We start from the raw sequence: 22,117 nt of genomic DNA, 5'->3' as shown, positions 1-22,117 counted from the left end.
TTTAGGATTTGCCATTAGGATGGTCTTATTCTATACTGATACTAATTTCATACAAATGTTTTCTAGGGTTCCGCAATGTATAAAGCAATTGGACAGGTCCAAGAGAAAGCGCACAGCTGTACTGTGACACGGAGGGAAAAAAGCCCGGGAGATATCTTTTAAAAGATATCTCCCTTTTTTAATATGGAGGGATTACATAAAATGGTTGCTAGAGAGTGGAGAAAGTTAGTAATTGCTGCTGGATTTGAAATTGGCTGGGTAATTGGCTTAAAACACGCCTCTACTTTTATTGAATGGTTACTCACTTGTCTGGCAATTATCATTAGTTTTTATCTGCTTATTGCTGCTGGACGTATTCTTCCTGTAGGTACGGCTTATGCTGTATTTACAGGTCTGGGTGCTACAGGCACCGTATTAGCAGAAATTGTATTATTTCATGAAGAAATTAATGGTACTAAATTACTTTTTATTGCTTTATTAGTAAGTGGAATCATTGCTTTAAAAATAATTGATCCTCCTAAGAAAGCTGAGGAGTCTACTTTATGAGCTGGTTATTCTTGATTGCTGCGGGGTTATTTGAGATGAGCGGCGTACTAATGATTAATGTGTATCAACATCATAAAAATATTTATTCTTTACTAGGTTTAGCTGCATCATTTTTATTAAGTTTTATTTGCTTATCTATTGCCATGAAGAGTCTGCCTATGGGTACAGCCTACGCTGTATGGACAGGACTTGGGGCTGCAGGCGGGGCAATATTAGGAATAATTTTTTACAAGGAATCTAAAGATTGGCGCAGAATCGCTTGTATAATAGTTATTATCGCTGCAGTTGCAGGCATAAAACTCTCAGAATAGAAAAGCCTGGTGCGGACAAAGCGTGAGTCGAAAATGCCTAAAGAAGGTCTTTGCTTTTCGATATCAGCTTCGGATGTGGTCGTGCTTTTGGAAGCGAAGTGTTAGGAAGGGACGAAGGTAAAGCCCTTTTCTTGAACTTGAATAATCCGAACCATTCTATCAGTTCGGATTATTCTATGCTTCATTCAATTTTGTCCCCGTCTAACTTTTGATAAACAGCTCAAATACATGCCCAAAGTCTTTAACATGATATTGATTTTTAGTTTCTAAAAGCCAATTAAAGGTGGTTTCATTAATATCTCTAAATTCATGTGATAAGCGTGTTTCGTGGGTTCGACTATTTTGTAACGTAGCCGAAGCCGTGTTTAAGCTTTGATGGGCGTAGTCAGAAAAGGTTTTATTTTCTTCTGAAGTCTCAGAAATTTTTAACAAAGATTTGTACAAATCCTTCACTTCTTCAATAAATTTCTTGTGCACATCAATATCAAATTCTTCATTTCCCAAATTGAACTTGATTTCCACATCTAAATCTATCGTGCCTGCTGTCTCTAGTTCTATATTTGAAAACGTATGGGTGTAATATGGGTAACGTCTAAGTGTACGTTTTTTACTCGTGGCACTTGTTCCATCAACATGAATCAGCGCTTTATTCGTAAAGCAATATTCATCGGCCTTAGGTTTAATTAAAAAATATATTTTCTCTCCATCTTCATGCATGACATAATCATCGGCGTCTACTTTATCATAGTCCTCTGGAGAGATTACACTCCCTATATCACTTAAGCCTAAAGCATCTGTCGCCATTTTTTTGAACATATATCAGCCCTCCTAATGAATGTACCTTCCATACATTTTATCACAAAAGAGTGCTATTACTTATCCGCCGTAAAGGAAAGTCCTTTCATAAAGAACTTGTTAAAGAACATATATATAACGAGCACAGGAAGTGTAAATACCATAGAAGCTGCCATAATATAGTTCCAATAGGTAACATATTGACCTTTAAATGAATTAAGTCCGACGGTCAGCGTATACATCTCAGCATCCGTCATGATAATGAGAGGTCTCATGAAATCATTCCAAAAACCCATGAACACGAAAATCGCTTGGGCTGCCAAGGCAGGTTTTGCTAAAGGAAGTACGACTTTGAGGAACATACCGAACCTCCCTAATCCATCCAGTGAAGCCGCTTCTTCTAACTCTTTAGGGAAATTGATAAAGAACTGTCTCATCATAAAGATAAAGGTGGCATTAATCATTGCTGGTACGATCATACCTTGATAACTATTAAGCCAACCTAATTCTTTAAGAATTAAATAGTTAGGAATCATCGTTACTTGAACAGGAATCATAATCACAGCTAGAATAAGCATGAACCACATCCGTTTTCCAGGAAAACTAATTCTAGCTAAAGCATACCCAGCCATAGAATTAAATAACAAATTCAAGGCTGTTCCGCCGCCCGCAATAGCAACAGAGTTTAATAACCAGCGAAAAAATAAATCTTCTTCAATAAAAATCTGCTTATAGTTTTCGAACGTAAACTCTTTTGGAATAAAGTTCATAACTCCACTTGAAATCTCCGCAAAGGTCTTAAAAGACGACGATAATGCCCAAACGAAGGGAACTAAAGTAATTAATGCATAGGTGATCAAAACGAGATACAGCAGTTTCTTAGCCCACGACTTTTTCTTTTCCATTATTGATCCCCTCCATTAATTGAATTGTTCTTCCTTCGATAAAACTCTCTGTAAAATACTTGCTATCAAGATAATTAACGCCAGGATAAATGCAATTGCTGTAGCATACCCCATCGTTCCTAAAGATTTAAAGGCATATTGATAAATTAAAAGCACAACTGTCAGAGTCGAATTTGATGGACCACCAGAACCGCCCGAGAAAATATACGACTGGTCAAACAATTGAAAAGTACCAATTAAACCCATAATGACAACAAAAGAAGTAATTGGACGAAGCTGTGGTACTGTAATGTGCCAGAAACGTTGGAATACGTTTGCACCGTCAAGTTCAGCTGCTTCATACAAATTCTTCGGCACTCCTTGTAATGCCGCCAGATAAATGACCATAAACAGTGGAGCTGTAGCCCAAATATTCATAATCATAATTGAATACAAAGCGATATTCGGGTCCCCTATCCAGTTGTATGTAGGCAAATTCACTTTGGCTAGCAGGTTATTAATTAGCCCATTTTGGTTGTACATCCACATAAAAATAAGTGTAAGAACTGCAGAAGATGTTAGTGTGGGCAGAAAATAAATGATTCTAAAAATCTTCTCACCTTTTAAACCGGCATTTAGTGTAGCCGCTAGAAACAACGCTAAGAATGTCTGAGCTGGAACGACAATTCCCACATATAAAGCTGTATTGAGCAGAGCTCTTTTGGCTCGTGAATCATCCATAATTCTTAAGTAGTTATCAACTCCGGTATAATCGAGTACAGTACCGCCTAATAGAGTTACATCAAAGAATGAAAGGAAAACCGCATAAAGAACAGGTCCTAATATAAACACTAACAACACAAGGATCGTTGGCAGCATAAACCCGTAACCTTGAATGATACTCCTTAATAATCGAGTATAATTTCTTTTCTTTTTGCTCTTCACTTTTGAATAACTTCCTGCCTCCGCCCGTTCCATATGAGGCCCTCCCTTTTATTCAAATTTGTCAATAACGATCATGCATGGATGATGCATGATCGTTATTGATTTTTTTATTCACCTATTTCATTATTTGCCACGTCTTCCCCAGTTTCTAATGCTTCTTCAAGTGATTTTTCCCCGAGGAAAGCAGACAAGAACTCGTTATCAAAATTATTATAAATGGTTGGCAAATTCGGTCCGTCTGACCAAGCTGTAGCATACTCAGCTCCAGCTACTAAAGGACCTCGAATTTCATCGTCTTCATATCCTAGTTCTTCTGCAACTGATGCCCTGGCAGGTAGTTCGAGTCCAGTTTCCGTCCACGTTGTCATTCCTTCTTGACCAGTTAAATAAGAAATCAGTTTCCAGGAAGCTTCTTTTTTCTCAGAAGCTTGGTTCATTACGTATGACACCGTAAACGCCATCGTACCTTGTGAATCATTAAAGGTAGGGATTTCTGATACACCATAATCCATATCTGGGAAGGTTTCGTTTAAGTATGGTACATTCCAATTCCCTTCCATAACCATAGCAGCACGCCCTTGCCCAAACATTTCTCCCGTCGATTCAGCACCCATTTCTGATGGAGCAGCTGCTGCTTCATGGTCGTTTCGCAAATCAACAATTGGTTGCAATGCATCGACTACTTCCTCACTTCCAAATGCTGCTTTACCATCTACAACCATGTCTCCTTCCCCAGACTCACCTATAAATTGGTTACGTGCCATTTCAGGAGAAATTCCTAATCCAACTGTATCCTCTGTCGTCAATTCTTTCGCAGCTTCTTCAAGCTCCTCCCAATTGGTTGGAACATCTACACCTGCTTCATCCAGCATTTGTTTGTTATAGAACAAGCCTAAAGTAGAGTATCCTTTTGGGAAACCATACACTTCATCTTCTTTATCTTTAAAAGGCTCAATTAAGTTTTCTTCAAAATCTCCTGCATCAAATTCCTCATCTACGTAACTATTAAGAGGTTCGAGTACACCCGTTTCAATAAGAGCAGGTGCTTCTACAGCATCTAGATAGAATACGTCAGGGCCTTCCCCGCCTACTAAACGAGTTTTAAGTACATCCATATACTGGTCAGCAATCACTTCATGTTTTACGGTAATGTCAGGATTTTCTTCTTCAAAATCTTCGAGCTGCTGTTTTAAAAGTTTTTCTTCTTCAGGGGAAGAAGACCATCCTGCTAAAGAAATTTCTGTTTTGCCATTTTCTGTTTCACTTCCTCCGTCACTAGAAGTTCCATCATTTCCTGAACAACCCGCTGCGACAAGCAGTAATGTTAATAGGACACTTACAATGATCAACGAATTTTTTTTCATATCTTTCTCCTCCTTCATTTTATTTTGATTCTACAGGTTGTGAGGAAACCACTTTTAAACCTGTAGTATTTTCTAAAACCTTTACGCGAATTAAATTATCTTCCCTTTTCACTTTAAGACTCAAATATCCTCTTCCCACCGGCAGTTTCTCTACTTCTAAATAATTCATATTATCTAAAAGAGTTGGGTTAAGTTTAATTTCTTTTGTTAAAACATTTGGAAATAACCCTAAGAGTGACTGGATAAATGTTAAAGAAGTTCCAGCTGCCCATGCCTGAGGTGAGCAAGCTACAGGGTAACGAATAAGTCTTCCTTTTTCTCTCTCATAACCGCAAAACAATTCTGGAAGTCGATAGTAGTCAAATTCAGAAGCTGCTTGCAGCAATCCTTCAACTGTAGTTTTCATTTCTTTTGTATAACCCTGTTTACTCATGCCTAAGAGAGCAAGACTGTTATCATGTGGCCATACACTGCCATCGTGATAGCTCATTGGATTATAAGCTTTTTCAGAAGTTGCCATCGTCCGTATGCCGTAACCAGAGAACATAGATGGAGAAACTAACTTTTCAGCTACAGCACGACTTCTGCTTTCTGAAGCGATGCCTGAAATTAGTGTGTGACCAGGGTTTGAAGTAAGTGAACCTACTTGTTCCTTATCTTTATCTAAAGCTATTGCGTAAAATTTTTCTTCCACCATCCAGAAAGCGTTTTCATAAAGGTCGCTTAAGTTTTCTGCTTCTTGTCTGAGAAGGTGGGCTATTTCACCTTGTTGGAGCGCTTCATAAACATCTGCTAGTCCTGTTTTAGCATGATAGACGTACCCTTGCACTTCTGATAATGCGATCGGTGCTTCGGCATATTTACCAGAGCGATGGACTACGGAATCCGCTGAATCTTTCCATCCTTGGTTTGCGATTCCTTTCGCAGATTCTTGAAAATACTCTACAAATCCATCCTGATCACGGTCTCCGTATATGTTAATCCACTCGAGTGCGTGGTCTACGTTTCCTTGTAGCAACTCAAATGTTTTAAGATCTCCTGTCCATTTTACATACTCGCTTAATAAAACAAGAAACAACGGCGTCGCATCGATTGTTCCGTAGTAAGGAGTGAAAGGAACCTGATTTGTATTAGCCAGTTCTCCATAGCGAATTTCATGCATAATTTTACCTGGCTGTTCATCTCTCCACTCGTTTTCTTTTGTCCCTTGCAGAGAAGCCATTGTAAATAAAGTTCCTTTCGCTGCTTCTGGATAGAAAGGCAGCATTTGCCATGCAGCAATTAAGCTGTCCCTTCCAAACGGAACACCGAACCACGGCAAACCCGCAACTGGAAAAGGACCGTGTCCTAAGTTCGTCAGTAATACTCTTAAGTCATTTAATCCTTGCTTTACTGTACCATTAAGAACTTCGGAATCTGAAGATACCGATGGCAACTCAGCGTTCCACTGTTCATGTGAAGATTCAAGCTTTTCAAACGCCTTTTCATAATTTAAAGGAATACCAGTAAATTGATCTTTAATAGCTGCAGATACATTAATTTTAAGGGCTTTTTCTTCTTGAGGCTTAAGATTGAAAGAGAAGTGTATCAGGGTTTGATCATCTTTATCGGCTTTTCCTGGATGATTCCAGCTTAAGGTGGTGGAACGGAGCAGGTCATCGGCTCCTTTGTAGTGAAAGGATAGCTGATCATGATCAGAATGAGTTTCAGTAAGCTGTCCAATATTACCTGATTGAAATCCACGTATTAAAAACATATCTTTAAAATCTGCTTGTGCTTTTACACTGAACGTAAATTCGATGGATTGTGGACTATAATTCTTAAAAGAAATCTTTTCATAGAGAACGTTCTCCACAATAAATTGTTCTCTAGTCACCTCTAAGGATTCTCTCCAAAGCTTAATTCCCCCATTTTCTTCTTGATGAGGATTGGTTAACGTCATGCGAGAAACATAATTACTAGACCCATCAGAATCTAATAAAATCGGTGATTCTCCATTTATGAAAGTTTCAAAATGGCTTAAAAATCTTGTATCTTTTATGTAAAGGCCTAAACCATAAGCGTCCTCTGAAAATATGCTGCCACTTGGATTAGTTAATAAGAACATATTATTCTCTTTAATTGCTCGATAATTCATAAAAACTCTCCTTCATGTTTGAACCAAAACGTTTCGGAAGTAAGTTTAAAAATTCACCCGAAACGTTTCGGGTAGGTTTTAAAAAAATTTATAAACAAATGGAAGTTGACTGTCTGATCTTAAGTTCGGTTTCTAAAATGCACCTTTCAGGCGGTTGTTGATGATTAAGCATATGCGTTAGCATTCGAGCGGCATTATAGCCTAAATCGTATTTATTTTGTGACACTGTAGTTAATGCCGGTGAAATATAGCTTGATAATGGGATATCATCATAGCCAATAATGGATAAGTGTTCAGGAATCTTATAGTTCAATTCTTTAGCAGCTTTTATGGAGCCTATCGCCATTAAATCACTTGCACAGAATATACTTGTTGTATCCGGTTGTTCTTTTAACAAAGATAACGTTTGCTTATAAGCTTCTTCTTCTATAAACGAACCATTTTTTACGTATTTATCTATATATTGAATGTTATTTTGTTGCAAGGCTTGCTTATACCCTTCTAATCTTTCCTTACTTACAAAAGCTTGCTCATGTCCATTAATCATGGCTATTTTACGATGACCAAGGTCGATTAAATGATTTACCGCCACTCTTGCGCCTTCTTTATTATCAGTCGATACATAACCCACATGGTCTGAACTTACAGGAATATCTATAAAAACACACGGAATATCTGAAGCCATCACTTCCTCCAAATAAGGGTCGTCTGTTTTTATTCCTTGAAGTATAACCCCATCTACCCGTCTCTCTTTACAAAGCTGGGTATAGGTTTTCTTGCGCTGCTTAGAAGAATCTGTGTTAAATAAAACTAAATCATATTTCGTTTCAGCAACAAAATTATTAATGCCAGACATGACTTCTACTGTAAAACCATCTTTCACACTTTCTTTCGTAAAACCTGATACGAGTAGACCAATTGTTTCGGATTGATTCTTTACTAAGCTTCTAGCCAGAGAGTTCGGGCTGTAATTTAATTCTTTAGCTACATCTTCTATCTTTTTCCGTGTTTTTACATTTACGTCTGAATAACCATTTAAAGCGCGAGAGACTGTAGTAACTGATACTCCAGCCTGTTTAGCTATATGTTTGATTGTAGTCATAGCACGCCTCCAAAACGTTTCGGATCAACATGTAAACAACATTAAAGTAATTTTCTAAAAATTGCAACCCCTTTCATTAATTTTTCAAAAAAACACCCCTCCTGTAACTAAAGGTTGAGGTGTGGTCCTATACTTAAACCGAATTTTCTGAAGTTGTAATCGTGCGATTTCTCGTGATAGAGAAAAACGCGGTCATTAACGCAACTAACACAAACAACCCGCCTACGGAAGCATTGTGAATAACAGAGGCTTGTTCAATAACCACTCCCCCCACTGTAGAACCCATGGCAATGCCAAAATGTAATGCGGAATTATTTAGACTTTGTTGAATGTCAGAAGTTTCTGGTGCTGAGGTAATAAGATAACTTTGTTGAGCAGGAGTGATTGCCCAACTTAACATACTCCAAACAACCATAACGATTAAGAATAGTGAAAAGGAAAATGTTACAAATGGAATAAGAAATATCGCTACTGCAAAAGAGCAAATAATGGCTATGATACTGCGTTCCGTTCCCCATCTATCAGATATAAGACCTCCGATACCGCCCCCTAATACAGCAGCTGCCCCAAAGATGAAGTAAACAATACTTACCCAGGTACCATCTAAACCTAATATCGTTTTCAGAAACGGTGTTAAATACGCATAAAGTGTTAAGTGTCCTGTTAGAAATAGAAAAGAAGTGAGCTGTGCCGAAAATATTTTACTGTCTTTCAATGTACGAATCTGCTCTTTAATAGGCAATGCAGGTTTAGGCTTAATTTTTTCTAATGAGAAAGCTACTCCTATCATAGAAGCAAGAGTTAAAATAGCAATGAGTAAAAATGGTGATCTCCAGCCAAACGCATTACTTAACGTTAACCCGATGGGTACCCCTAATACTAGGGACCCGCTAATTCCCATGTAAATAATACCGATAGCTCGTGCTTGAAAATCTTTTCTTACAATTGAAGAAGCTATAGTGATCCCCAGCACAACTAATAAAGATCCACTGGCTGCAGAAATGATTCTTGCTAATAAAATCACCATATACGTTGGACTCCAAAAAGCTAATAAATTTCCTAAGAAAAACACAAACAAAGATACAAGTGTCAACTTTTTCCTTTCGAATTTAGCCGTAACGGTTAATAAAATAGGAGAGGCAATTGCAAACACAAGTGAGAAGATTGTAATAAGCAGACCTGCTTGCCCCAACGAGACATTTAAATCATCTGCTATTAAATCCAGTGTCCCTCCAATGATTAACTCGACTGTTCCTACTACGAACGACACAATCGCCAGAATATAAACTTTTTTATTCATTTATTACTCTCCTTCACCTAAGTTACCACTACAATGGTAACCTTAAAGAAAGAGAAAGACAACCATTTTACGTAAGGAAATTCTCATTGTATTCTAGAAGTAATCGGCTGATGGAAGGAAGAAAAAACATGTTGCAAAAATTTGGGTTCACCCAATATGAAAGTCAGGTTTTTGAGGCGTTGACAGGAAGTCAAGAACCTTTGGATGCCACTACCATTGTAAAGTATTCAGGCGTTCCAAAGTCAAAAGTGTATGAGGTATTAAACAGACTTGTAGAAAAAGGGCTGCTTCTCACTTCACATCAAGAAAAGAAGAAATTCTATAGTGCGCTTCCTTTAGATATGACGATTGAAAAATTGACCTTAGAGTTTGAAACTCACATTGACGAATTAAAAGATAGAAAATACAGTCTTCCGCCTGTGGATGAACAAGTGTGGTCGTTGCAAAATAAACAAAGTATCCACTCTTTGCTGCATAAGAAAGTTGAACAAGCTACACGCTCTATCTTTATATCGGGTTGGAATAAAGATTTAGAGTCTGTTCTATCTATATTAGAACTAAAAAGTAAAGAAGGGATTAAGGTAGAACTGTTATCCGTAGGTTCCATCCATACAGACTTAAAACATTTACATGTTTTATACCCAGACGAAGGTCATGAAGCATTAGAACAATACCAGTTAGTCATTATCGATGAGGAGGAAATCATTTTTGCAGGTGTGGAGCAAGAACTTTGGCAAGGCATTACGACAAAGTCCCGCCCGCTAGTTAAATTTTTCACTGAATTCTTCCAGCACGATGTAGCTTTAACTGAAATCACCAAAAAATATGAAAAGACGTTAATGGAAGACGAAGAGATTAAGGAGATTTTGATGAAATTAAGGTATTAAAACTAAATAACTCTCAGTGTTAATCGGAGGGTGAAGGGGATCGTTTGGGGAATTACTATTCCCTTTCACTCGATTAATTCACATACTTTTAGGTGCCAAGTGTTCAAACAAGATGGACTGTGGTAAAAGAGTAAACACATCTTTCACTTGTAGAAGTCCGAGATAAAAGAAAAAGACTGCCGAGAACCTTCTCGACAGTCTAACTCTTAAACCTATGGGATTTTTTATTAAACTTTTTCAACAATGAATGCTTTCTTCTCACGAAAGTATTTCTCTCCATTGTCAGAAGAATGCTCAAAGAATCCTTCAAATACATTGGTTACTTTATATTCACGCTCAGGATCTGTAAAAAGTTGAGATTCATTATTAGCGAGCAGTACGACATCCGTAGTGCTCACAAAACTGTCGAGTTCCTTTGCCGTATAATTTTTTCCTACTTCCACATTGCTTAGACGATATTGAGACATTTATTTTCCCACCTTTCCTTTTCTTACCGATTCCCAGGATGAGAAAAGGTAAAACGTAGGAAGATGTCTATATCGGTAATAAACGTTTTCTATATAACCTTATAATTAATTCAATAAATAAAGGAGCAAAGCGTTTAGGAAAGAAACGTTTCAAATAATAACTATAATACGCCTTCTTCAAGTCCGACCAATGAGGGCATTCTTCAGACTGGGTAAACCTTACAACATCAATCACTTTTATTTTATGATCGTTGGTTAGAATAATATTTTTCAAATGAGTATCAGAAGGATTTAACCCGCACTCTCTTGCATAATTTAAAGCCTCATCTACCATCGCCACCATACTTGGGGTAATCGCTACTCCGTTCACAAGACAGTCGTAAAAGGTAATTCCATTTAAGTACTCGAGAACTAAATATCCTTCCCCCACTTCTACTAGCTCAGGATAATACAAATGATTTTTAAGCTTGGCGTATATATCAGCTTCTTTATACGCAAGTTCTTTGTACGCTGGATAAAACACTTTTACTGCTAATGGCCTTGGACCCTCCAGTTTAAAGACTGCTGCACTTCTGCCCTGCCCGATTAATGAAAACTCTTCAGGAAACTTTTTCACTTTTTGATTCACAAGCCAAACATCCTGAGTCAATTCAGCAATGCTCTTTGTTTTCATGGCCATCCCCTCTATAGAGTTCGTGTTTATTTTCATTATATCAAAATCTTCCTATTATTAACTAATTCTAAAGTAAAAAAAAGACTGCACATTGGCAGCCTTTTTTAATCGTCATCTTTCTCAAATTCAATAATTTCTCCCGTTTCTCCATGAACTTTTACCTCATATTCAACATTTCCATCTTCAAATTCAAGTTCGTAATGACTATCGTCCCATTCCAAATCAACCAATTTACCCTTAGCTTCTTCTTCAGCTATAGAAATAGCCTGATCACGGTCAATACTTACTTTTTTTTGATCTTCTTTGTGCGACTTATTATTCTCTATTGCCTCAACATCCCTCTCTATCTCAGTGACTTCCCCTGTCTCAGCGTGTACTTCGAGGTCTGTCACGTAGCCTTTTTCATTTCTTATATCGATTTCGTAATAAATTACACCATCATCTTCATCTTTCTCCACCTTAACCACTTCCCCAGGAACCTCAGTTTTTGCAATTTCCTCAGCATCAGATGTACTTAAAGTCGTATTCATTTCATTTGTTGCAGCTTCTGCATCTGACAAAGCACCCACTCCGATTGCTCCCCCCATTACCACAAATGCTACAATTCCAAAGATAAACAACTTACGCTTCATATTATTGCCTCCTTATTTGTTTAGTTACTTACATCATAGCCAATGTAAATGAAGAATCCCGAAGATTATTATGAGAAGTTGATGAGAAATATAAAACCGCCGACATATCATGTCGGCGGTTTTATATTTCTATAAGTCATGCGAAGAATGTTGATTTTGACGGCTATGATTACTTTGCTTCACTTGGTGTGATCCTTCTAATTTATCTCCATAATCCTGTTTAGGACTCTGAGGTAAATTGGGTTGATCTTTTTGTTTTGGACCTTTTCTTCTTTTAGTCATTCACTCTTCCTCCTTTTTCTTCATTATCATTTGAAGAAGAGGTGAATACTATCCTCAAAGTTACGGCAAAGGGAGAATAACAAGCCTTCCTTACCATAGTTATTTCGAAAAGAGATTTTATTAATGGCGTCAAATGGATTTAAGAACCGCTTCAATTATTATGGATAAAGCGAACGTTATCTAAAAAAGCCCATCAGCTAATTAATCTTCCCAGCTGATTGATAATACATCCCCGGATATGGCATGGATTTGAATCTCAGCCTCCATGCCATCGCCCCGTTCTATCTCCACTATAAAATGAGGTGGTTCCCCCTCTTCTCCTTCTTCATATTCCACATCATCTACCTTTCCTGATATTTCTGCTCTTGTAATTTCTACTGCATGTTCTGCCGATACTCTCGTTTGGTGAGGTTTTTTATGGTGCCTTTCTTCTTCCTCGATTTCTAGGATTTCTCCGTGTGCACTAACGCTGTATTTATAGCGTGTAAGGTCATCTTCAAGAACCACTTTAAACTTCTTATCATCTTTTTTCCCCTCTGAAGTAATGGAAGTAACTTTACCGTCTTGTTCTTTTAATACTATATCTTTAATCTCTTCATCAGTTAAATCTTCTTTATCTTTAATGGAAGCTACCTGTTCTAAGTGGATGACTTCGGCTGTTTGACGATTGAGGTAAATAAGATGTGTTCCTAATTCAGAGGTTAAAGTAAACTTGTACTTATCCCCATCCAATTGCACTTCAGTCACCTCACCGTTATACTGACCCTCTACTTGTTCGACTGCTTCTTTTTCATTCATGGGATCGGCTGAAGAAACGCTGTGGATAATCTGCCATATGAAAACAATAAACAAAGCGAAAGCAATTATAGCTAAAATTAATTTCCTGGCAGATGATCGAATCATATATTTTACCTCCCTCTATTCTTTTATTCTAAATAAAAAAAATGAGAATTTAATGAGAAAGGGGAATTTTTATAGTTGCTTGCGTGCCTATACCTGGTTCGCTCTTTAATACCAACTTTATGTTCATTGCTCCAGCTATTTCTTTCGCTAAAGAAAGACCTAATCCAAATCCACCAATCTTCCGCTCACGTGAGCGATCTACCCGGTAAAAGCGGTCAAACACATTATCTAATTCTTCTTCAGCAATGCCTATACCACGATCCACGATATCTACACGTCCATAATTATCCCCACTACCTACACGTACATCAATCCTTCCGTCACTATACTTTCGAGCATTATCCATAAAAATGTATAACAACTGCTTAAGCTTCTGCTCATCAGCATTTACTATAACTTCATTCTCTAAGTAAATAATAACTCTATGTCCATAGGCATTATTAAACGACTGCACGCTTTCCTCAACAACTTCATTAAGCTCAAGTTTCTCAGGCATTACGTTCCACTGCTCCTCTTTTTTAGCCAGGGTCAGCAACTGTACAGTTAACTCTTTCATTCGAATAGCTTCAGAATGAATGGCTTCAACTGCTTCGTCAAAAAGCTTTTCATTGTTTTTCCCTCTTCTTTTTAACAAACTTGAATAAGATTCAATCACGGTAAGAGGGGTTTTTAATTCATGTGAAGCGTTTGACACAAAACGTTCTTGCTTTTCGTAGTTTGATTCTAATAAATCCATCATTTCGTTAAAAGTCAAAACCATTGTATGCAGTTCGTCTCTCGACCTTTTAGATAAGTCGATCCGTTTAAAGTGACCGCCTTCTCTAATTTCTTTCATAGTCTTTGTCATTGAGGCGATAGGTCGTATAATCACATTGCTCAACAGCCTTGCAGAAATAAATAAAGGAAGAATTCCAATAACTGTAGCAACAAGCAGTACATACCGAAGAGTGGTCAGATTTTGTTCGGTAGTCGTCATTCGTTCTGTCACTTGCAGTGCTGCAACTTCACCTTCTTGCCAAATAATAGGAATTGAAACAAAAGAAAGGTGTTCATTATTGAATTCTATAATCTCAGATTTTTCTTCTCTGTAAAATTCATATCGACGATCTTGAAGATCCTGCCCTTCAGTTGCAGCAATTCCTGCATCTACTTGGCCGGCCTCATCAATAATTTGCACCATTCCATTTACTGGTACATAAGCTCTTAAAAATTCTGTAATTGGAATATCGTTCGTGCCATAATTTAACTCTTCAATAATGTGCTCGGCTTCTTTTGAAGTTGATTCAATTTCACTTGAAAAAAGTATTCGACTAAAGGAGAAATAGATAGCAACGTTAATAAGAATTAATAAAATTACGAACAAAACACTTGTAAATAAGTGAATTCTATTTTGGATTTTCATCTTGGGTCCCTTAAAACATACCCCACACCCCTTACCGTTTGTATAAGCAACGGTTCAAAAGGCTTGTCCATTTTGTTACGTAAGTATCGAATATACACATCAACTACATTCGTATCTCCATAGTAATCATATCCCCAGACGGCATCTAAGATCTGTTCTCGATTAATGACTTGCCGCTGGTTTTTTAGTAAGTAAGCTAATAAACTGAACTCCTTCGGCGTCAGATCTATCAAAGTACCATCCCGAAAGACTTCATAAGTCCTTTCATTTAATTTAAGATTGGCTGCTTGAATCCATTCCTCATTGTTTAGGTCTTCCTTTAATTGCCGGCGCAGCGCAGCCCGAACTCTCGCCAGTAATTCCTCTATTTGAAAAGGCTTAGTTATATAATCATTAGCTCCTAAATCTAATCCAGAAACTTTATCCTCAACAGAATCTTTAGCGGTTAATAACAATACAGGAGTGTTATTATCGTTTACTCTTATTCTCCGTAATACTTCTATACCGCTTACTCCCGGAATCATGACATCTAATAATATAAGATCCCAGCTTTGTTCCCGAATCAAATTTAGAGCTTCTAATCCATCGAAGACCTTCGTTATATTGTAACCTTCAAATTCCAGCTCAAGCTGTAATACCCGTGCAATTTTTTCTTCATCTTCTACAATTAAAACTTCAGGTTTTGACAATAGAAAATCTCCCTTCCGCCGCTGCTTATGCATAGTTTAGCATATTTCTTTATAGCGACTCGTTCTCAAAACTCTTGACACTGATAATCATTATCAATTAAAATGAGGTAAATCATTCTTAAGAGGTGAAAAATTTATGACTCATCCCCTCATCGTTACTCAGACATTTGATCATACACAGCATGCAGCTTACTCTGAATTAAGACAAACACTTACATTTAATAAATATGACACAATTATGTTAAATGGTACCCCTCATTATTTAGAACCCATTGGTTGGTACATTCCGTTGATCAGCAGTACAAATACGTTCCATATGGCTTCAGAAAAGTTAGAAGAATATTATCAGTCCGGCTATGTCACCACATACGACGACTTAATTTTACAAAAAAATTATATTGAGTATAAGGTTAACCGATCATTAGACTTGCACGCTAAAGAGGATTTCACTCATTTTACAGAACGATTAAAAGATGTAGATCAACTTCTTACTCATTGCAAAGAAAGCAGAAACCCCGTTGCTCAATAAGCAGCGGGGCTTTCATTATTTACGTTTATTTAATTCTTTCCCTTTATGACTTACTAAGTGACCATCCTTGTCCACTTGATCAACTTCAGCGTCATAAGTGCCTTCCGTTAAAGTGTCTGATACTTGTTCATGGGTCGTAGCCAAACCTTTAGATGTTTCATCCTCGCGCTGATAGTCAGCCGCTTCATACTTACGATCACCAATTGATTTTCTCTCTTCCTTTTCCATAAATTTAACCTCCTCTTTATATTATTTATTAGCAATTTACGCTTGAATAAACATGGTGCGGAAAGCAAAAGATACGTATATTGTGTTGTATAAGGAGGATCATTTATGAAGGCAGTGACCTACCAAGGCATTAAAGACATTAAAGTTAAAGAAGTACCTAATGCTGTGTTAAAAGAAAAAGATGATATTCTAGTAAGAATTACAAGTACAGCGATTTGTGGATCAGATCTTCATTTAGTGCATGGCATGATACCTAATTTACATGAAGACTATATAATCGGACATGAACCGATGGGAATTGTGGAAGAAACAGGGCCTGATGTAACAAGAGTGAAAAAAGGTGACAGAGTAATTGTTCCATTTAATATCGCTTGCGGGGAGTGTATGTATTGTAAAATGGACTTGGAAAGTCAATGTGATCATGCAAATGCTAATGGACAAGCCGGAGCGTACTTCGGATATTCAGATACCTTTGGCGGGTATCCAGGAGGACAAGCTGAACTTCTTCGTGTTCCCTATGGTAATTTCACCCCATTTGTTGTACCCGAAAATTGTGAGTTGGAAGACGAAAAAATTTTGTTTTTATCCGATATTATCCCTACCGCCTACTGGGGTATTGAACAGGCTGAGGTAAAACATGGAGATACAGTAGTGATATTAGGTTGCGGGCCGGTTGGCTTGTTAGCTCAGAAATTCGCATGGATGAAAGGGGCCAAAAGAGTCATTGCTGTTGACTACGTTCAATACCGTTTAAAACACGCTAAAAAATCAAATCATGTTGAAATATTTGATTTCACAAAATTCGAAGACCTCGGCACCCATATAAAAGAAATTACTCAAGGAGGGGCCGATGCTGTGATCGACTGTGTGGGAATGGATGGTAAAAAGAACATCATTGAACAAATCGAGTCTGTTATGAAACTTCAGGGAGGTACGTTAAGTGCCATCCAATTAGCCAGCCAATCTGTAAGAAAAGGTGGCATTGTAAGCCTTGTTGGTGTTTACGGCACACGATACAATGCATTTCCACTCGGAGATTTTTTCTCTAGAAATATAACTCTTAAAATGGGGCAGGCGCCTGTCATTCACTTTATTCCAGAATTATTTAATAAAATTAACAACAAGGAGTTTGATCCCACTGATATTATCTCTCACCGCCTGCCGCTTGATCAGGCAGAGCATGGATACGACATATTTGATGAAAAAGACGACGATTGTATTAAAGTAGTCCTGAAACCATGATTAAAAAGAACGGAGTGGCATGCATATTTTCCACTACTAATTCGTCATACTACGATTAGGAGGTGTAGGTATGAGTAAGAAAAGCAATGCCAATAAAAGCAAAAACCCTAAAACAGTAAATCGTCAAGGACTCTCAGAGGATGTGGCAAACCAACAGCCTGATTCGCAGTTAGAGCAACATGCAAAACATTACAATAAAAAAATATAAATAAGGACAGAGCATAAGTAAAATAGTAATGTCAAAATACGAAGATTCGTATGGAAACTGGATCAGGCGAAGAGCCCGCAGAAAGCGGAGTATTTTAACGGAGCCCTGTACATTCAATTTAGGATAAATAATCCGAACTAATAGAATTGTTCGGATTATTTTATGATTTTATTCACTTTTCTCACAGTCTGTTTTATTTAGTAACTCTTCTACAAAAGAAATAGATGGATCCATGTTATATGTTTGATAAATCATTTGCGAAAGCCGGACAGGGTCGCCGAAGAAAAAGCGTTCATATAATGTTTGTCTAGAGCCGAAGCTGCTCATGCAGAGGTCAAATGCCAGTTGAAAAAGCTTTACTCTTTCTTTTCCTTTCACATCAAATCCCTGTAAATAATGGTCCAAATCGGCGCCTATAGGGGAGTTGAATTGTTTTTCATCGGGCAGGTTAATCATCCCGCTCGCTCCTAACAGCTGGACAATTTCTATAAACCTGGGGTAGGTTTCTTGAAATTGATTCACTGCAACATATAATGCTGTGCGATCTGGAATCATGATCCCCCGGTCATCTTTTTCTGCTTGAAGCTCTGAAGCTAATAGTAATGCTTTACCGCTTTCCAGACCTTTTATGATTTCTGAGACTTTGCTTTGGACGTGCTGGTATTCGTTAATATTAATAGTGTCTACGATCGATTTTGCTACACCCAATATAAACTCTGTCTTAATGACCTGTCTCGATACAATCTGATGAAGCGCAAATGGTATAAAATTTCCATTCTTGTAAAACTCGTTGGCCGTTTTAATGTTGTCATAAAAAAACACTCGTTCCCACGGTACCAGGACATTATCAAAAATAACAACTGCATCCATTTCTTCAAACCGGGAACTAAGTGGAGAATTATAATGTGAGTGATCGTCAATTAATGACTTCCGACAAACAAATTTAACTCCCTCTGTATTACTTGGAATCGAAAAAGCAAATGCGTGCGATTGATCTTGAATACCTGGTGCAGAAAACACAATGATTTCATCTGTAATGCCGCCTTGAGTTGCTAATAGTTTTGCTCCTTTTATAACAAGCCCCTCTTCCATTCGCTTTACTACCCGGGCATTCGTCGTGTCTTCATCTGCAAAACTCAAAAGTGATCGATTGTTTTGAGGGTTAATAAATGTATGGGTAAAAGAAAGATCTTTGGAAATTGCGTACTTGTAAAACTTAGTAAGGTTTTCGGGAAAACAATTCGGCTGCCCCTTTAAAAGATGTACTGAACTGGCAAATGCGGCAAGTGCCGTGTTCATATAATCTGGACTCCTCCCCATCAAACCTGCTGTGCGGCGGGCCCAAGTTTGAATCATTCTACGCCTTTTTTCTAGATCAGCTCTTGTTTTTGGGATTAAATATGAGGTCCCTACTTTCTGTTTATTATCATCCATAAAGGTCAGGTGTTCGCTAAAACTACTTTTCTGCTGCATATCATATAACTCAGCTTGACTTGTCATTACTCCTTTAAAAGCAGGGTGTTCAGAAATGTCTCCTGTCACTTTTTCTCCTGCTATCCAAACTTCCGCCCCCAGCCCGTTAATCCTTTCTAAGTACTCCGAACCTGTCATAATGGTCATAACTACACCCCAGCTCCGCTTTAAATAATAGTATAGTTTATGGTTCAATAATGGAAAGGTGTCAATACCAAAAATGAGATCGGATATAAGTAAGGCTGAGAGGAGAAAAACGAACATTCATATGATTGCAGAGCGTGATCATAGTAAAAATGTGGGAGCAGCGCGAGCCGAAGATCCCGATGGAAAGTGCTCTTTACTTTGAAAAATCTTATGCGTGTTTGGAAAGGGAGTATTTTAATGAAGCAGTTTCTTTAACATAAATAATCCGAACTGATTTCAATAAAATCGTTCGGATTATTTTGTGCTTATTCAGTTTTGTCCTGGTCTGATTCCTTTTATGATTTTATAGTTCGACTGTTAAATTGATCTGTTTCAGTTGACCCTTTTAGAGCCGTGGTGGAGGATGTTCCCCCCGATACAACTTGAGCCACCTCATCAAAGTATCCTGTACCTACTTCACGTTGGTGCCTTGTGGCAGTGTAACCGTGCTGCTCACTGGCAAATTCATCTTGCTGCAACTCAGAGTAAGCTTCCATTCCACGGTCTTTATACTGCCTTGCCAGTTCAAACATGCCATGATTCAGGGAATGGAATCCTGCAAGTGTCACAAACTGGAATTTATATCCCATTTGGGATAGTCGCTGCTGGAACTGTGCAATTGTTTGATCATCAAGCTTACTCTTCCAATTGAATGAAGGTGAACAATTGTACGCCAACAACTTCCCTGGATATTCTGCATGAATCGCTTCAGCAAACTTTTGTGCCTCTTCAATATTGGGCTCAGAGGTTTCACACCAAATAAGGTCGGCATATGGTGCATAGGCTAAACCTCGTGCAATGGCTTGATCTATGCCGGCATTTGTTTTATAAAACCCTTCATCTGTTCTCTCACCAGTTATAAACTCATGATCAACTGGGTCTATGTCACTTGTAATTAAGTTAGCGGCATTTGCGTCAGTACGAGCAATAATGATTGTAGGGACGCCCATTGTATCAGCTGCAAAGCGAGCTGAAATTAAATTGCGTACGGCAGTTTGAGTCGGAAGAAGGACTTTCCCTCCTAAGTGACCACATTTTTTTTCCGAAGCTAACTGATCTTCAAAGTGCACAGCCGCAGCCCCGGCTTCGATCATCCCTTTCATTAATTCAAAAACATTCAGCTGTCCCCCAAATCCAGCTTCTGCATCTGCAACAATTGGGGCAAACCAATCGATTTCTTCATTTCCTTCCATATGATGAATTTGATCAGCTCTCTGTAATGCTTGATTGATTCGTTTTACCACTTGGGGAACACTATTTGCAGGGTATAAGCTTTGATCAGGGTACATATGACCGGAAAGGTTGGCATCAGCAGCTACTTGCCACCCACTTAAATAGATTGCTTTCAGTCCGGCCTTTACTTGCTGCATTGCCTGGTTACCTGTCAGGGCACCTAACGCATGTACATAATCCTCCTTATGTAAAAGATTCCATAGTTTCTCTGCCCCATGCTCAGCAAGAGTATGCTGAATATCAATCGATCCTCTTAGTCGTATTACATCTTCCGGCTCATATGGCCGCGTAATTCCTTCCCATCTTTCATTGTTTTTCCAATCTTGCCGCAACGCTTCAATTCTCTCTTTTCTCATTATTATTCCTCCTTAAATTATATAGGTAAGCTTTAATTATGAAGATGCTCTGATACGCTTAGAGCATCTTCAGTTAAAGTCTCACTTAATGGTACCTTCCTTTCTACTAGCTCTGTTATCCTACTAATGCTCACCTTCTAACTGTTATATGTTAATCCAATTAATTAGTTTATGTTATATAACAGTAGAGGTAAAAAATTATTCATCCTTTTTAGAAAGACAGTGGTTACATTCCATCAAATACGTATAATTCCCACCTTCTACTTCAGTACCACATTGGGGGCAAGGCACTCCTACATTTCTTCTAGTTTGAGTTGTTTTCATTAATAACTCCTCCTTTTTATATAACAGATTTAATAATTTATTAACTGTTATAAAACAGTGTACGCTGAGAATTTTATTTTTGCAACCCTTATTTTTAAATTTTTAGAATTTTTTATCTGGAATCCTTTAGTGAAAGTCATTTGAGCCCCAATTTTTTATAAGGAGGAGAGTAATATAAAAAATGAACATCCGTTAAACTAATTTGCACAAAAAAACTCGCCTCATGCTGGCGAGCTATTTCAACCTTATGTAAATAGAGATTTATTTGTTAAATTAAACGTAAGTACAAAATGTAGTCTTTCTCGCTGAAATCTGCAGCTATATTAGCTAAAACAAGTGTGCGGCAATTTCTCATGTTTGAATACCTGCCTGAACCAACTTGCATATTAACTATGTAGATGACTTAAATCGTTTAAAACTTTCCATTCCCACCGTTCATCTATAAGTTCCAGAATAGATAGTGACGTATTGTCTAAAGACTGCTCCATTTGTTTACCCAGCAGTTCACCCATTAAGTGTTTTAATAAAGAACCATGACTGACAATAAGTATACTTTCATTTTCATGTTTATTGGTTACATCTGTTAGAAAATCCAAGCCACGCTTGAGCGCGGTTTCTTTTGTTTCAATACCTAGTGCTAACTTCCACCATTCTTCACCCCATTTAGCGATGCGTTCTTCTTCCGTCGTTCCTTCTATTCGCCCTCCTCCAACCTCTCGTAAACGCTTGTCGGTAATTAACTCAGCCCTTAATCCTCCCTCAATGATTCTTTTTGAAGTTTCATGAGCTCTCATCAAATCACTACTGTATATACAAGCCCATTCATTTTTGTTTAACTTTTTCCCTAATGCCAGGGCGTCAGCATGGCCTTGCATATCCAGGGGGATGTCTGAATGCCCTTGTGCCCTCCCAGCCTTATTCCATGCAGTGCTTCCGTGCCTGATCAATCCAATTTTCATACGAGCGCCTCCCTTACCCCAGTATTTTATCACATAAAAAAGTGAAAAAGCCCTTGCCGG

The 22,117-nt window shown here is 37.9% G+C and carries 25 protein-coding genes and 1 riboswitch; of the genes, 6 read left to right on the top strand and 19 right to left on the bottom strand.

All coding sequences use genetic code 11. The features are described 5' to 3' along the window. The first annotated feature begins 51 nt into the window (after window positions 1–51). A riboswitch (guanidine-I (ykkC/yxkD leader) is annotated at window positions 52–153 on the top strand. A gap of 48 nt (window positions 154–201) precedes the next feature. Further along, entirely contained in the window at window positions 202–546 is a 345-nt protein-coding gene (locus tag ACGTNH_RS07220) for a DMT family transporter (RefSeq protein ID WP_394585992.1), read from the top strand. Beyond that, window positions 543–857, top strand: a complete 315-nt coding sequence (locus ACGTNH_RS07215) for a DMT family transporter (RefSeq protein WP_394585991.1) — start codon at window positions 543–545, stop codon at window positions 855–857. Before ACGTNH_RS07220 ends, ACGTNH_RS07215 begins: the two co-directional genes overlap by 4 nt. 201 nt (window positions 858–1,058) lie before the next feature. On the opposite strand, the gene ACGTNH_RS07210 is transcribed toward ACGTNH_RS07215, so the two are convergent. The 7 genes from ACGTNH_RS07210 to ACGTNH_RS07180 all read right to left on the bottom strand — a co-directional run bounded on the left by ACGTNH_RS07210 (window position 1,059) and on the right by ACGTNH_RS07180 (window position 9,384). Further along, a complete protein-coding gene (locus ACGTNH_RS07210) occupies window positions 1,059–1,673 on the bottom strand; it encodes a PH domain-containing protein (protein WP_394585989.1) in 615 nt (204 codons plus the stop codon). Between the two features lie 56 nt (window positions 1,674–1,729). Next, on the bottom strand, window positions 1,730–2,557 hold the full coding sequence (locus ACGTNH_RS07205; protein WP_394585988.1) for a carbohydrate ABC transporter permease: 828 nt from the start codon (window positions 2,555–2,557) through the stop codon (window positions 1,730–1,732). A gap of 15 nt (window positions 2,558–2,572) precedes the next feature. Then, window positions 2,573–3,415 (bottom strand): carbohydrate ABC transporter permease, encoded by an 843-nt coding sequence (locus ACGTNH_RS07200; RefSeq protein WP_394586151.1) that lies wholly within the window; start codon window positions 3,413–3,415, stop codon window positions 2,573–2,575. A 173-nt stretch (window positions 3,416–3,588) separates the two neighbouring features. After that, entirely contained in the window at window positions 3,589–4,845 is a 1,257-nt protein-coding gene (locus ACGTNH_RS07195; RefSeq protein ID WP_394585987.1) for an ABC transporter substrate-binding protein, read from the bottom strand. Window positions 4,846–4,864: 19 nt separating this feature from the next. Beyond that, window positions 4,865–6,982, bottom strand: a complete 2,118-nt coding sequence (locus ACGTNH_RS07190) for an amylo-alpha-1,6-glucosidase (protein ID WP_394585986.1) — start codon at window positions 6,980–6,982, stop codon at window positions 4,865–4,867. Window positions 6,983–7,070: 88 nt separating this feature from the next. Next, window positions 7,071–8,084 (bottom strand): LacI family DNA-binding transcriptional regulator, encoded by a 1,014-nt coding sequence (locus ACGTNH_RS07185; RefSeq protein ID WP_394585985.1) that lies wholly within the window; start codon window positions 8,082–8,084, stop codon window positions 7,071–7,073. 133 nt (window positions 8,085–8,217) lie between these two features. Continuing rightward, the gene (locus ACGTNH_RS07180; RefSeq protein ID WP_394585984.1) at window positions 8,218–9,384 is read right to left on the bottom strand and encodes an MFS transporter; all 1,167 of its coding nucleotides are present in this window, start codon (window positions 9,382–9,384) and stop codon (window positions 8,218–8,220) included. Between the two features lie 128 nt (window positions 9,385–9,512). Between ACGTNH_RS07180 and ACGTNH_RS07175 the strand changes: the two genes are divergently transcribed. Then, window positions 9,513–10,271, top strand: coding sequence for a TrmB family transcriptional regulator (locus ACGTNH_RS07175; protein ID WP_394585983.1), 759 nt, complete (start codon window positions 9,513–9,515; stop codon window positions 10,269–10,271). A gap of 227 nt (window positions 10,272–10,498) precedes the next feature. On the opposite strand, the gene ACGTNH_RS07170 is transcribed toward ACGTNH_RS07175, so the two are convergent. The 7 genes from ACGTNH_RS07170 to ACGTNH_RS07140 all read right to left on the bottom strand — a co-directional run bounded on the left by ACGTNH_RS07170 (window position 10,499) and on the right by ACGTNH_RS07140 (window position 15,352). Next, a complete protein-coding gene (locus ACGTNH_RS07170) occupies window positions 10,499–10,738 on the bottom strand; it encodes a hypothetical protein (protein WP_394585982.1) in 240 nt (79 codons plus the stop codon). A 67-nt stretch (window positions 10,739–10,805) separates the two neighbouring features. Further along, the gene (locus tag ACGTNH_RS07165) at window positions 10,806–11,411 is read right to left on the bottom strand and encodes a serine/threonine protein kinase (RefSeq protein ID WP_394585981.1); all 606 of its coding nucleotides are present in this window, start codon (window positions 11,409–11,411) and stop codon (window positions 10,806–10,808) included. Between the two features lie 104 nt (window positions 11,412–11,515). Beyond that, on the bottom strand, window positions 11,516–12,043 hold the full coding sequence (locus ACGTNH_RS07160) for a PepSY domain-containing protein (protein WP_394585980.1): 528 nt from the start codon (window positions 12,041–12,043) through the stop codon (window positions 11,516–11,518). A 129-nt stretch (window positions 12,044–12,172) separates the two neighbouring features. Then, on the bottom strand, window positions 12,173–12,325 hold the full coding sequence (locus ACGTNH_RS07155) for a small acid-soluble spore protein P (protein WP_394585978.1): 153 nt from the start codon (window positions 12,323–12,325) through the stop codon (window positions 12,173–12,175). Between the two features lie 201 nt (window positions 12,326–12,526). Beyond that, entirely contained in the window at window positions 12,527–13,228 is a 702-nt protein-coding gene (locus ACGTNH_RS07150; RefSeq protein WP_394585977.1) for a PepSY domain-containing protein, read from the bottom strand. A 49-nt stretch (window positions 13,229–13,277) separates the two neighbouring features. After that, window positions 13,278–14,630 carry a sensor histidine kinase gene (locus ACGTNH_RS07145; RefSeq protein ID WP_394585976.1) on the bottom strand — a complete coding sequence of 451 codons (1,353 nt, stop codon included), beginning with the start codon at window positions 14,628–14,630 and terminating at the stop codon, window positions 13,278–13,280. Then, window positions 14,627–15,352, bottom strand: coding sequence for a response regulator transcription factor (locus ACGTNH_RS07140; RefSeq protein ID WP_444875029.1), 726 nt, complete (start codon window positions 15,350–15,352; stop codon window positions 14,627–14,629). Before ACGTNH_RS07140 ends, ACGTNH_RS07145 begins: the two co-directional genes overlap by 4 nt. A gap of 103 nt (window positions 15,353–15,455) precedes the next feature. On the opposite strand from ACGTNH_RS07140, the gene ACGTNH_RS07135 reads away from it, so the two are divergent. After that, window positions 15,456–15,848: a hypothetical protein gene (locus ACGTNH_RS07135; RefSeq protein WP_394585973.1), complete on the top strand. Its 393-nt coding sequence runs from the start codon at window positions 15,456–15,458 to the stop codon at window positions 15,846–15,848. A 15-nt stretch (window positions 15,849–15,863) separates the two neighbouring features. Here the strand turns inward: ACGTNH_RS07135 and ACGTNH_RS07130 are convergent, their stop codons facing one another. Then, window positions 15,864–16,076 carry a YozQ family protein gene (locus tag ACGTNH_RS07130; RefSeq protein WP_394585972.1) on the bottom strand — a complete coding sequence of 71 codons (213 nt, stop codon included), beginning with the start codon at window positions 16,074–16,076 and terminating at the stop codon, window positions 15,864–15,866. A gap of 105 nt (window positions 16,077–16,181) precedes the next feature. Between ACGTNH_RS07130 and ACGTNH_RS07125 the strand changes: the two genes are divergently transcribed. Then, window positions 16,182–17,318, top strand: coding sequence for a zinc-dependent alcohol dehydrogenase (locus tag ACGTNH_RS07125; RefSeq protein ID WP_394585971.1), 1,137 nt, complete (start codon window positions 16,182–16,184; stop codon window positions 17,316–17,318). A 70-nt stretch (window positions 17,319–17,388) separates the two neighbouring features. Further along, the gene (locus tag ACGTNH_RS07120) at window positions 17,389–17,526 is read left to right on the top strand and encodes a hypothetical protein (RefSeq protein ID WP_394585970.1); all 138 of its coding nucleotides are present in this window, start codon (window positions 17,389–17,391) and stop codon (window positions 17,524–17,526) included. 168 nt (window positions 17,527–17,694) lie between these two features. On the opposite strand, the gene hpaB is transcribed toward ACGTNH_RS07120, so the two are convergent. The 4 genes from hpaB to ACGTNH_RS07100 form a co-directional block, all read right to left on the bottom strand. Continuing rightward, window positions 17,695–19,146 carry a 4-hydroxyphenylacetate 3-monooxygenase, oxygenase component gene (hpaB, locus tag ACGTNH_RS07115; protein ID WP_394585969.1) on the bottom strand — a complete coding sequence of 484 codons (1,452 nt, stop codon included), beginning with the start codon at window positions 19,144–19,146 and terminating at the stop codon, window positions 17,695–17,697. Window positions 19,147–19,481: 335 nt separating this feature from the next. Beyond that, complete coding sequence (gene aceA / locus ACGTNH_RS07110) at window positions 19,482–20,774, bottom strand: isocitrate lyase (protein WP_394585968.1); 1,293 nt, start codon at window positions 20,772–20,774, stop codon at window positions 19,482–19,484. 198 nt (window positions 20,775–20,972) lie between these two features. Further along, window positions 20,973–21,098: a hypothetical protein gene (locus ACGTNH_RS07105; protein WP_394585967.1), complete on the bottom strand. Its 126-nt coding sequence runs from the start codon at window positions 21,096–21,098 to the stop codon at window positions 20,973–20,975. Between the two features lie 386 nt (window positions 21,099–21,484). Further along, a complete protein-coding gene (locus ACGTNH_RS07100) occupies window positions 21,485–22,057 on the bottom strand; it encodes a histidine phosphatase family protein (RefSeq protein ID WP_394585966.1) in 573 nt (190 codons plus the stop codon). Window positions 22,058–22,117: the final 60 nt, after the last annotated feature.

Source organism: Halobacillus sp. B23F22_1, from assembly GCF_043497005.1.
Taxonomy (GTDB): Bacteria; Bacillota; Bacilli; order Bacillales; family Halobacillaceae; genus Halobacillus_A.
This window is presented reverse-complemented; position numbering and strand designations above follow the sequence as displayed.

Bases quoted from the DNA above. Each gene is read 5' to 3' on its own strand.
- aceA (WP_394585968.1), bottom strand. From the start codon at position 20,774: ATGAGAAAAGAGAGAATTGAAGCGTTGCGGCAAGATTGGAAAAACAAT.
- ACGTNH_RS07220 (WP_394585992.1), top strand. From the start codon at position 202: ATGGTTGCTAGAGAGTGGAGAAAGTTAGTAATTGCTGCTGGATTTGAA.
- ACGTNH_RS07160 (WP_394585980.1), bottom strand. From the start codon at position 12,043: ATGAAGCGTAAGTTGTTTATCTTTGGAATTGTAGCATTTGTGGTAATG.
- ACGTNH_RS07130 (WP_394585972.1), bottom strand. From the start codon at position 16,076: ATGGAAAAGGAAGAGAGAAAATCAATTGGTGATCGTAAGTATGAAGCG.
- ACGTNH_RS07190 (WP_394585986.1), bottom strand. From the start codon at position 6,982: ATGAATTATCGAGCAATTAAAGAGAATAATATGTTCTTATTAACTAAT.
- ACGTNH_RS07135 (WP_394585973.1), top strand. From the start codon at position 15,456: ATGACTCATCCCCTCATCGTTACTCAGACATTTGATCATACACAGCAT.
- ACGTNH_RS07185 (WP_394585985.1), bottom strand. From the start codon at position 8,084: ATGACTACAATCAAACATATAGCTAAACAGGCTGGAGTATCAGTTACT.
- ACGTNH_RS07180 (WP_394585984.1), bottom strand. From the start codon at position 9,384: ATGAATAAAAAAGTTTATATTCTGGCGATTGTGTCGTTCGTAGTAGGA.
- ACGTNH_RS07120 (WP_394585970.1), top strand. From the start codon at position 17,389: ATGAGTAAGAAAAGCAATGCCAATAAAAGCAAAAACCCTAAAACAGTA.
- ACGTNH_RS07195 (WP_394585987.1), bottom strand. From the start codon at position 4,845: ATGAAAAAAAATTCGTTGATCATTGTAAGTGTCCTATTAACATTACTG.
- ACGTNH_RS07140 (WP_444875029.1), bottom strand. From the start codon at position 15,352: ATGCATAAGCAGCGGCGGAAGGGAGATTTTCTATTGTCAAAACCTGAA.
- ACGTNH_RS07125 (WP_394585971.1), top strand. From the start codon at position 16,182: ATGAAGGCAGTGACCTACCAAGGCATTAAAGACATTAAAGTTAAAGAA.
- ACGTNH_RS07155 (WP_394585978.1), bottom strand. From the start codon at position 12,325: ATGACTAAAAGAAGAAAAGGTCCAAAACAAAAAGATCAACCCAATTTA.
- ACGTNH_RS07215 (WP_394585991.1), top strand. From the start codon at position 543: ATGAGCTGGTTATTCTTGATTGCTGCGGGGTTATTTGAGATGAGCGGC.
- ACGTNH_RS07175 (WP_394585983.1), top strand. From the start codon at position 9,513: ATGTTGCAAAAATTTGGGTTCACCCAATATGAAAGTCAGGTTTTTGAG.
- ACGTNH_RS07205 (WP_394585988.1), bottom strand. From the start codon at position 2,557: ATGGAAAAGAAAAAGTCGTGGGCTAAGAAACTGCTGTATCTCGTTTTG.
- ACGTNH_RS07165 (WP_394585981.1), bottom strand. From the start codon at position 11,411: ATGAAAACAAAGAGCATTGCTGAATTGACTCAGGATGTTTGGCTTGTG.
- ACGTNH_RS07105 (WP_394585967.1), bottom strand. From the start codon at position 21,098: ATGAAAACAACTCAAACTAGAAGAAATGTAGGAGTGCCTTGCCCCCAA.
- ACGTNH_RS07100 (WP_394585966.1), bottom strand. From the start codon at position 22,057: ATGAAAATTGGATTGATCAGGCACGGAAGCACTGCATGGAATAAGGCT.
- ACGTNH_RS07210 (WP_394585989.1), bottom strand. From the start codon at position 1,673: ATGTTCAAAAAAATGGCGACAGATGCTTTAGGCTTAAGTGATATAGGG.
- ACGTNH_RS07150 (WP_394585977.1), bottom strand. From the start codon at position 13,228: ATGATTCGATCATCTGCCAGGAAATTAATTTTAGCTATAATTGCTTTC.
- ACGTNH_RS07170 (WP_394585982.1), bottom strand. From the start codon at position 10,738: ATGTCTCAATATCGTCTAAGCAATGTGGAAGTAGGAAAAAATTATACG.
- ACGTNH_RS07200 (WP_394586151.1), bottom strand. From the start codon at position 3,415: ATGCTGCCAACGATCCTTGTGTTGTTAGTGTTTATATTAGGACCTGTT.
- hpaB (WP_394585969.1), bottom strand. From the start codon at position 19,146: ATGACCATTATGACAGGTTCGGAGTACTTAGAAAGGATTAACGGGCTG.
- ACGTNH_RS07145 (WP_394585976.1), bottom strand. From the start codon at position 14,630: ATGAAAATCCAAAATAGAATTCACTTATTTACAAGTGTTTTGTTCGTA.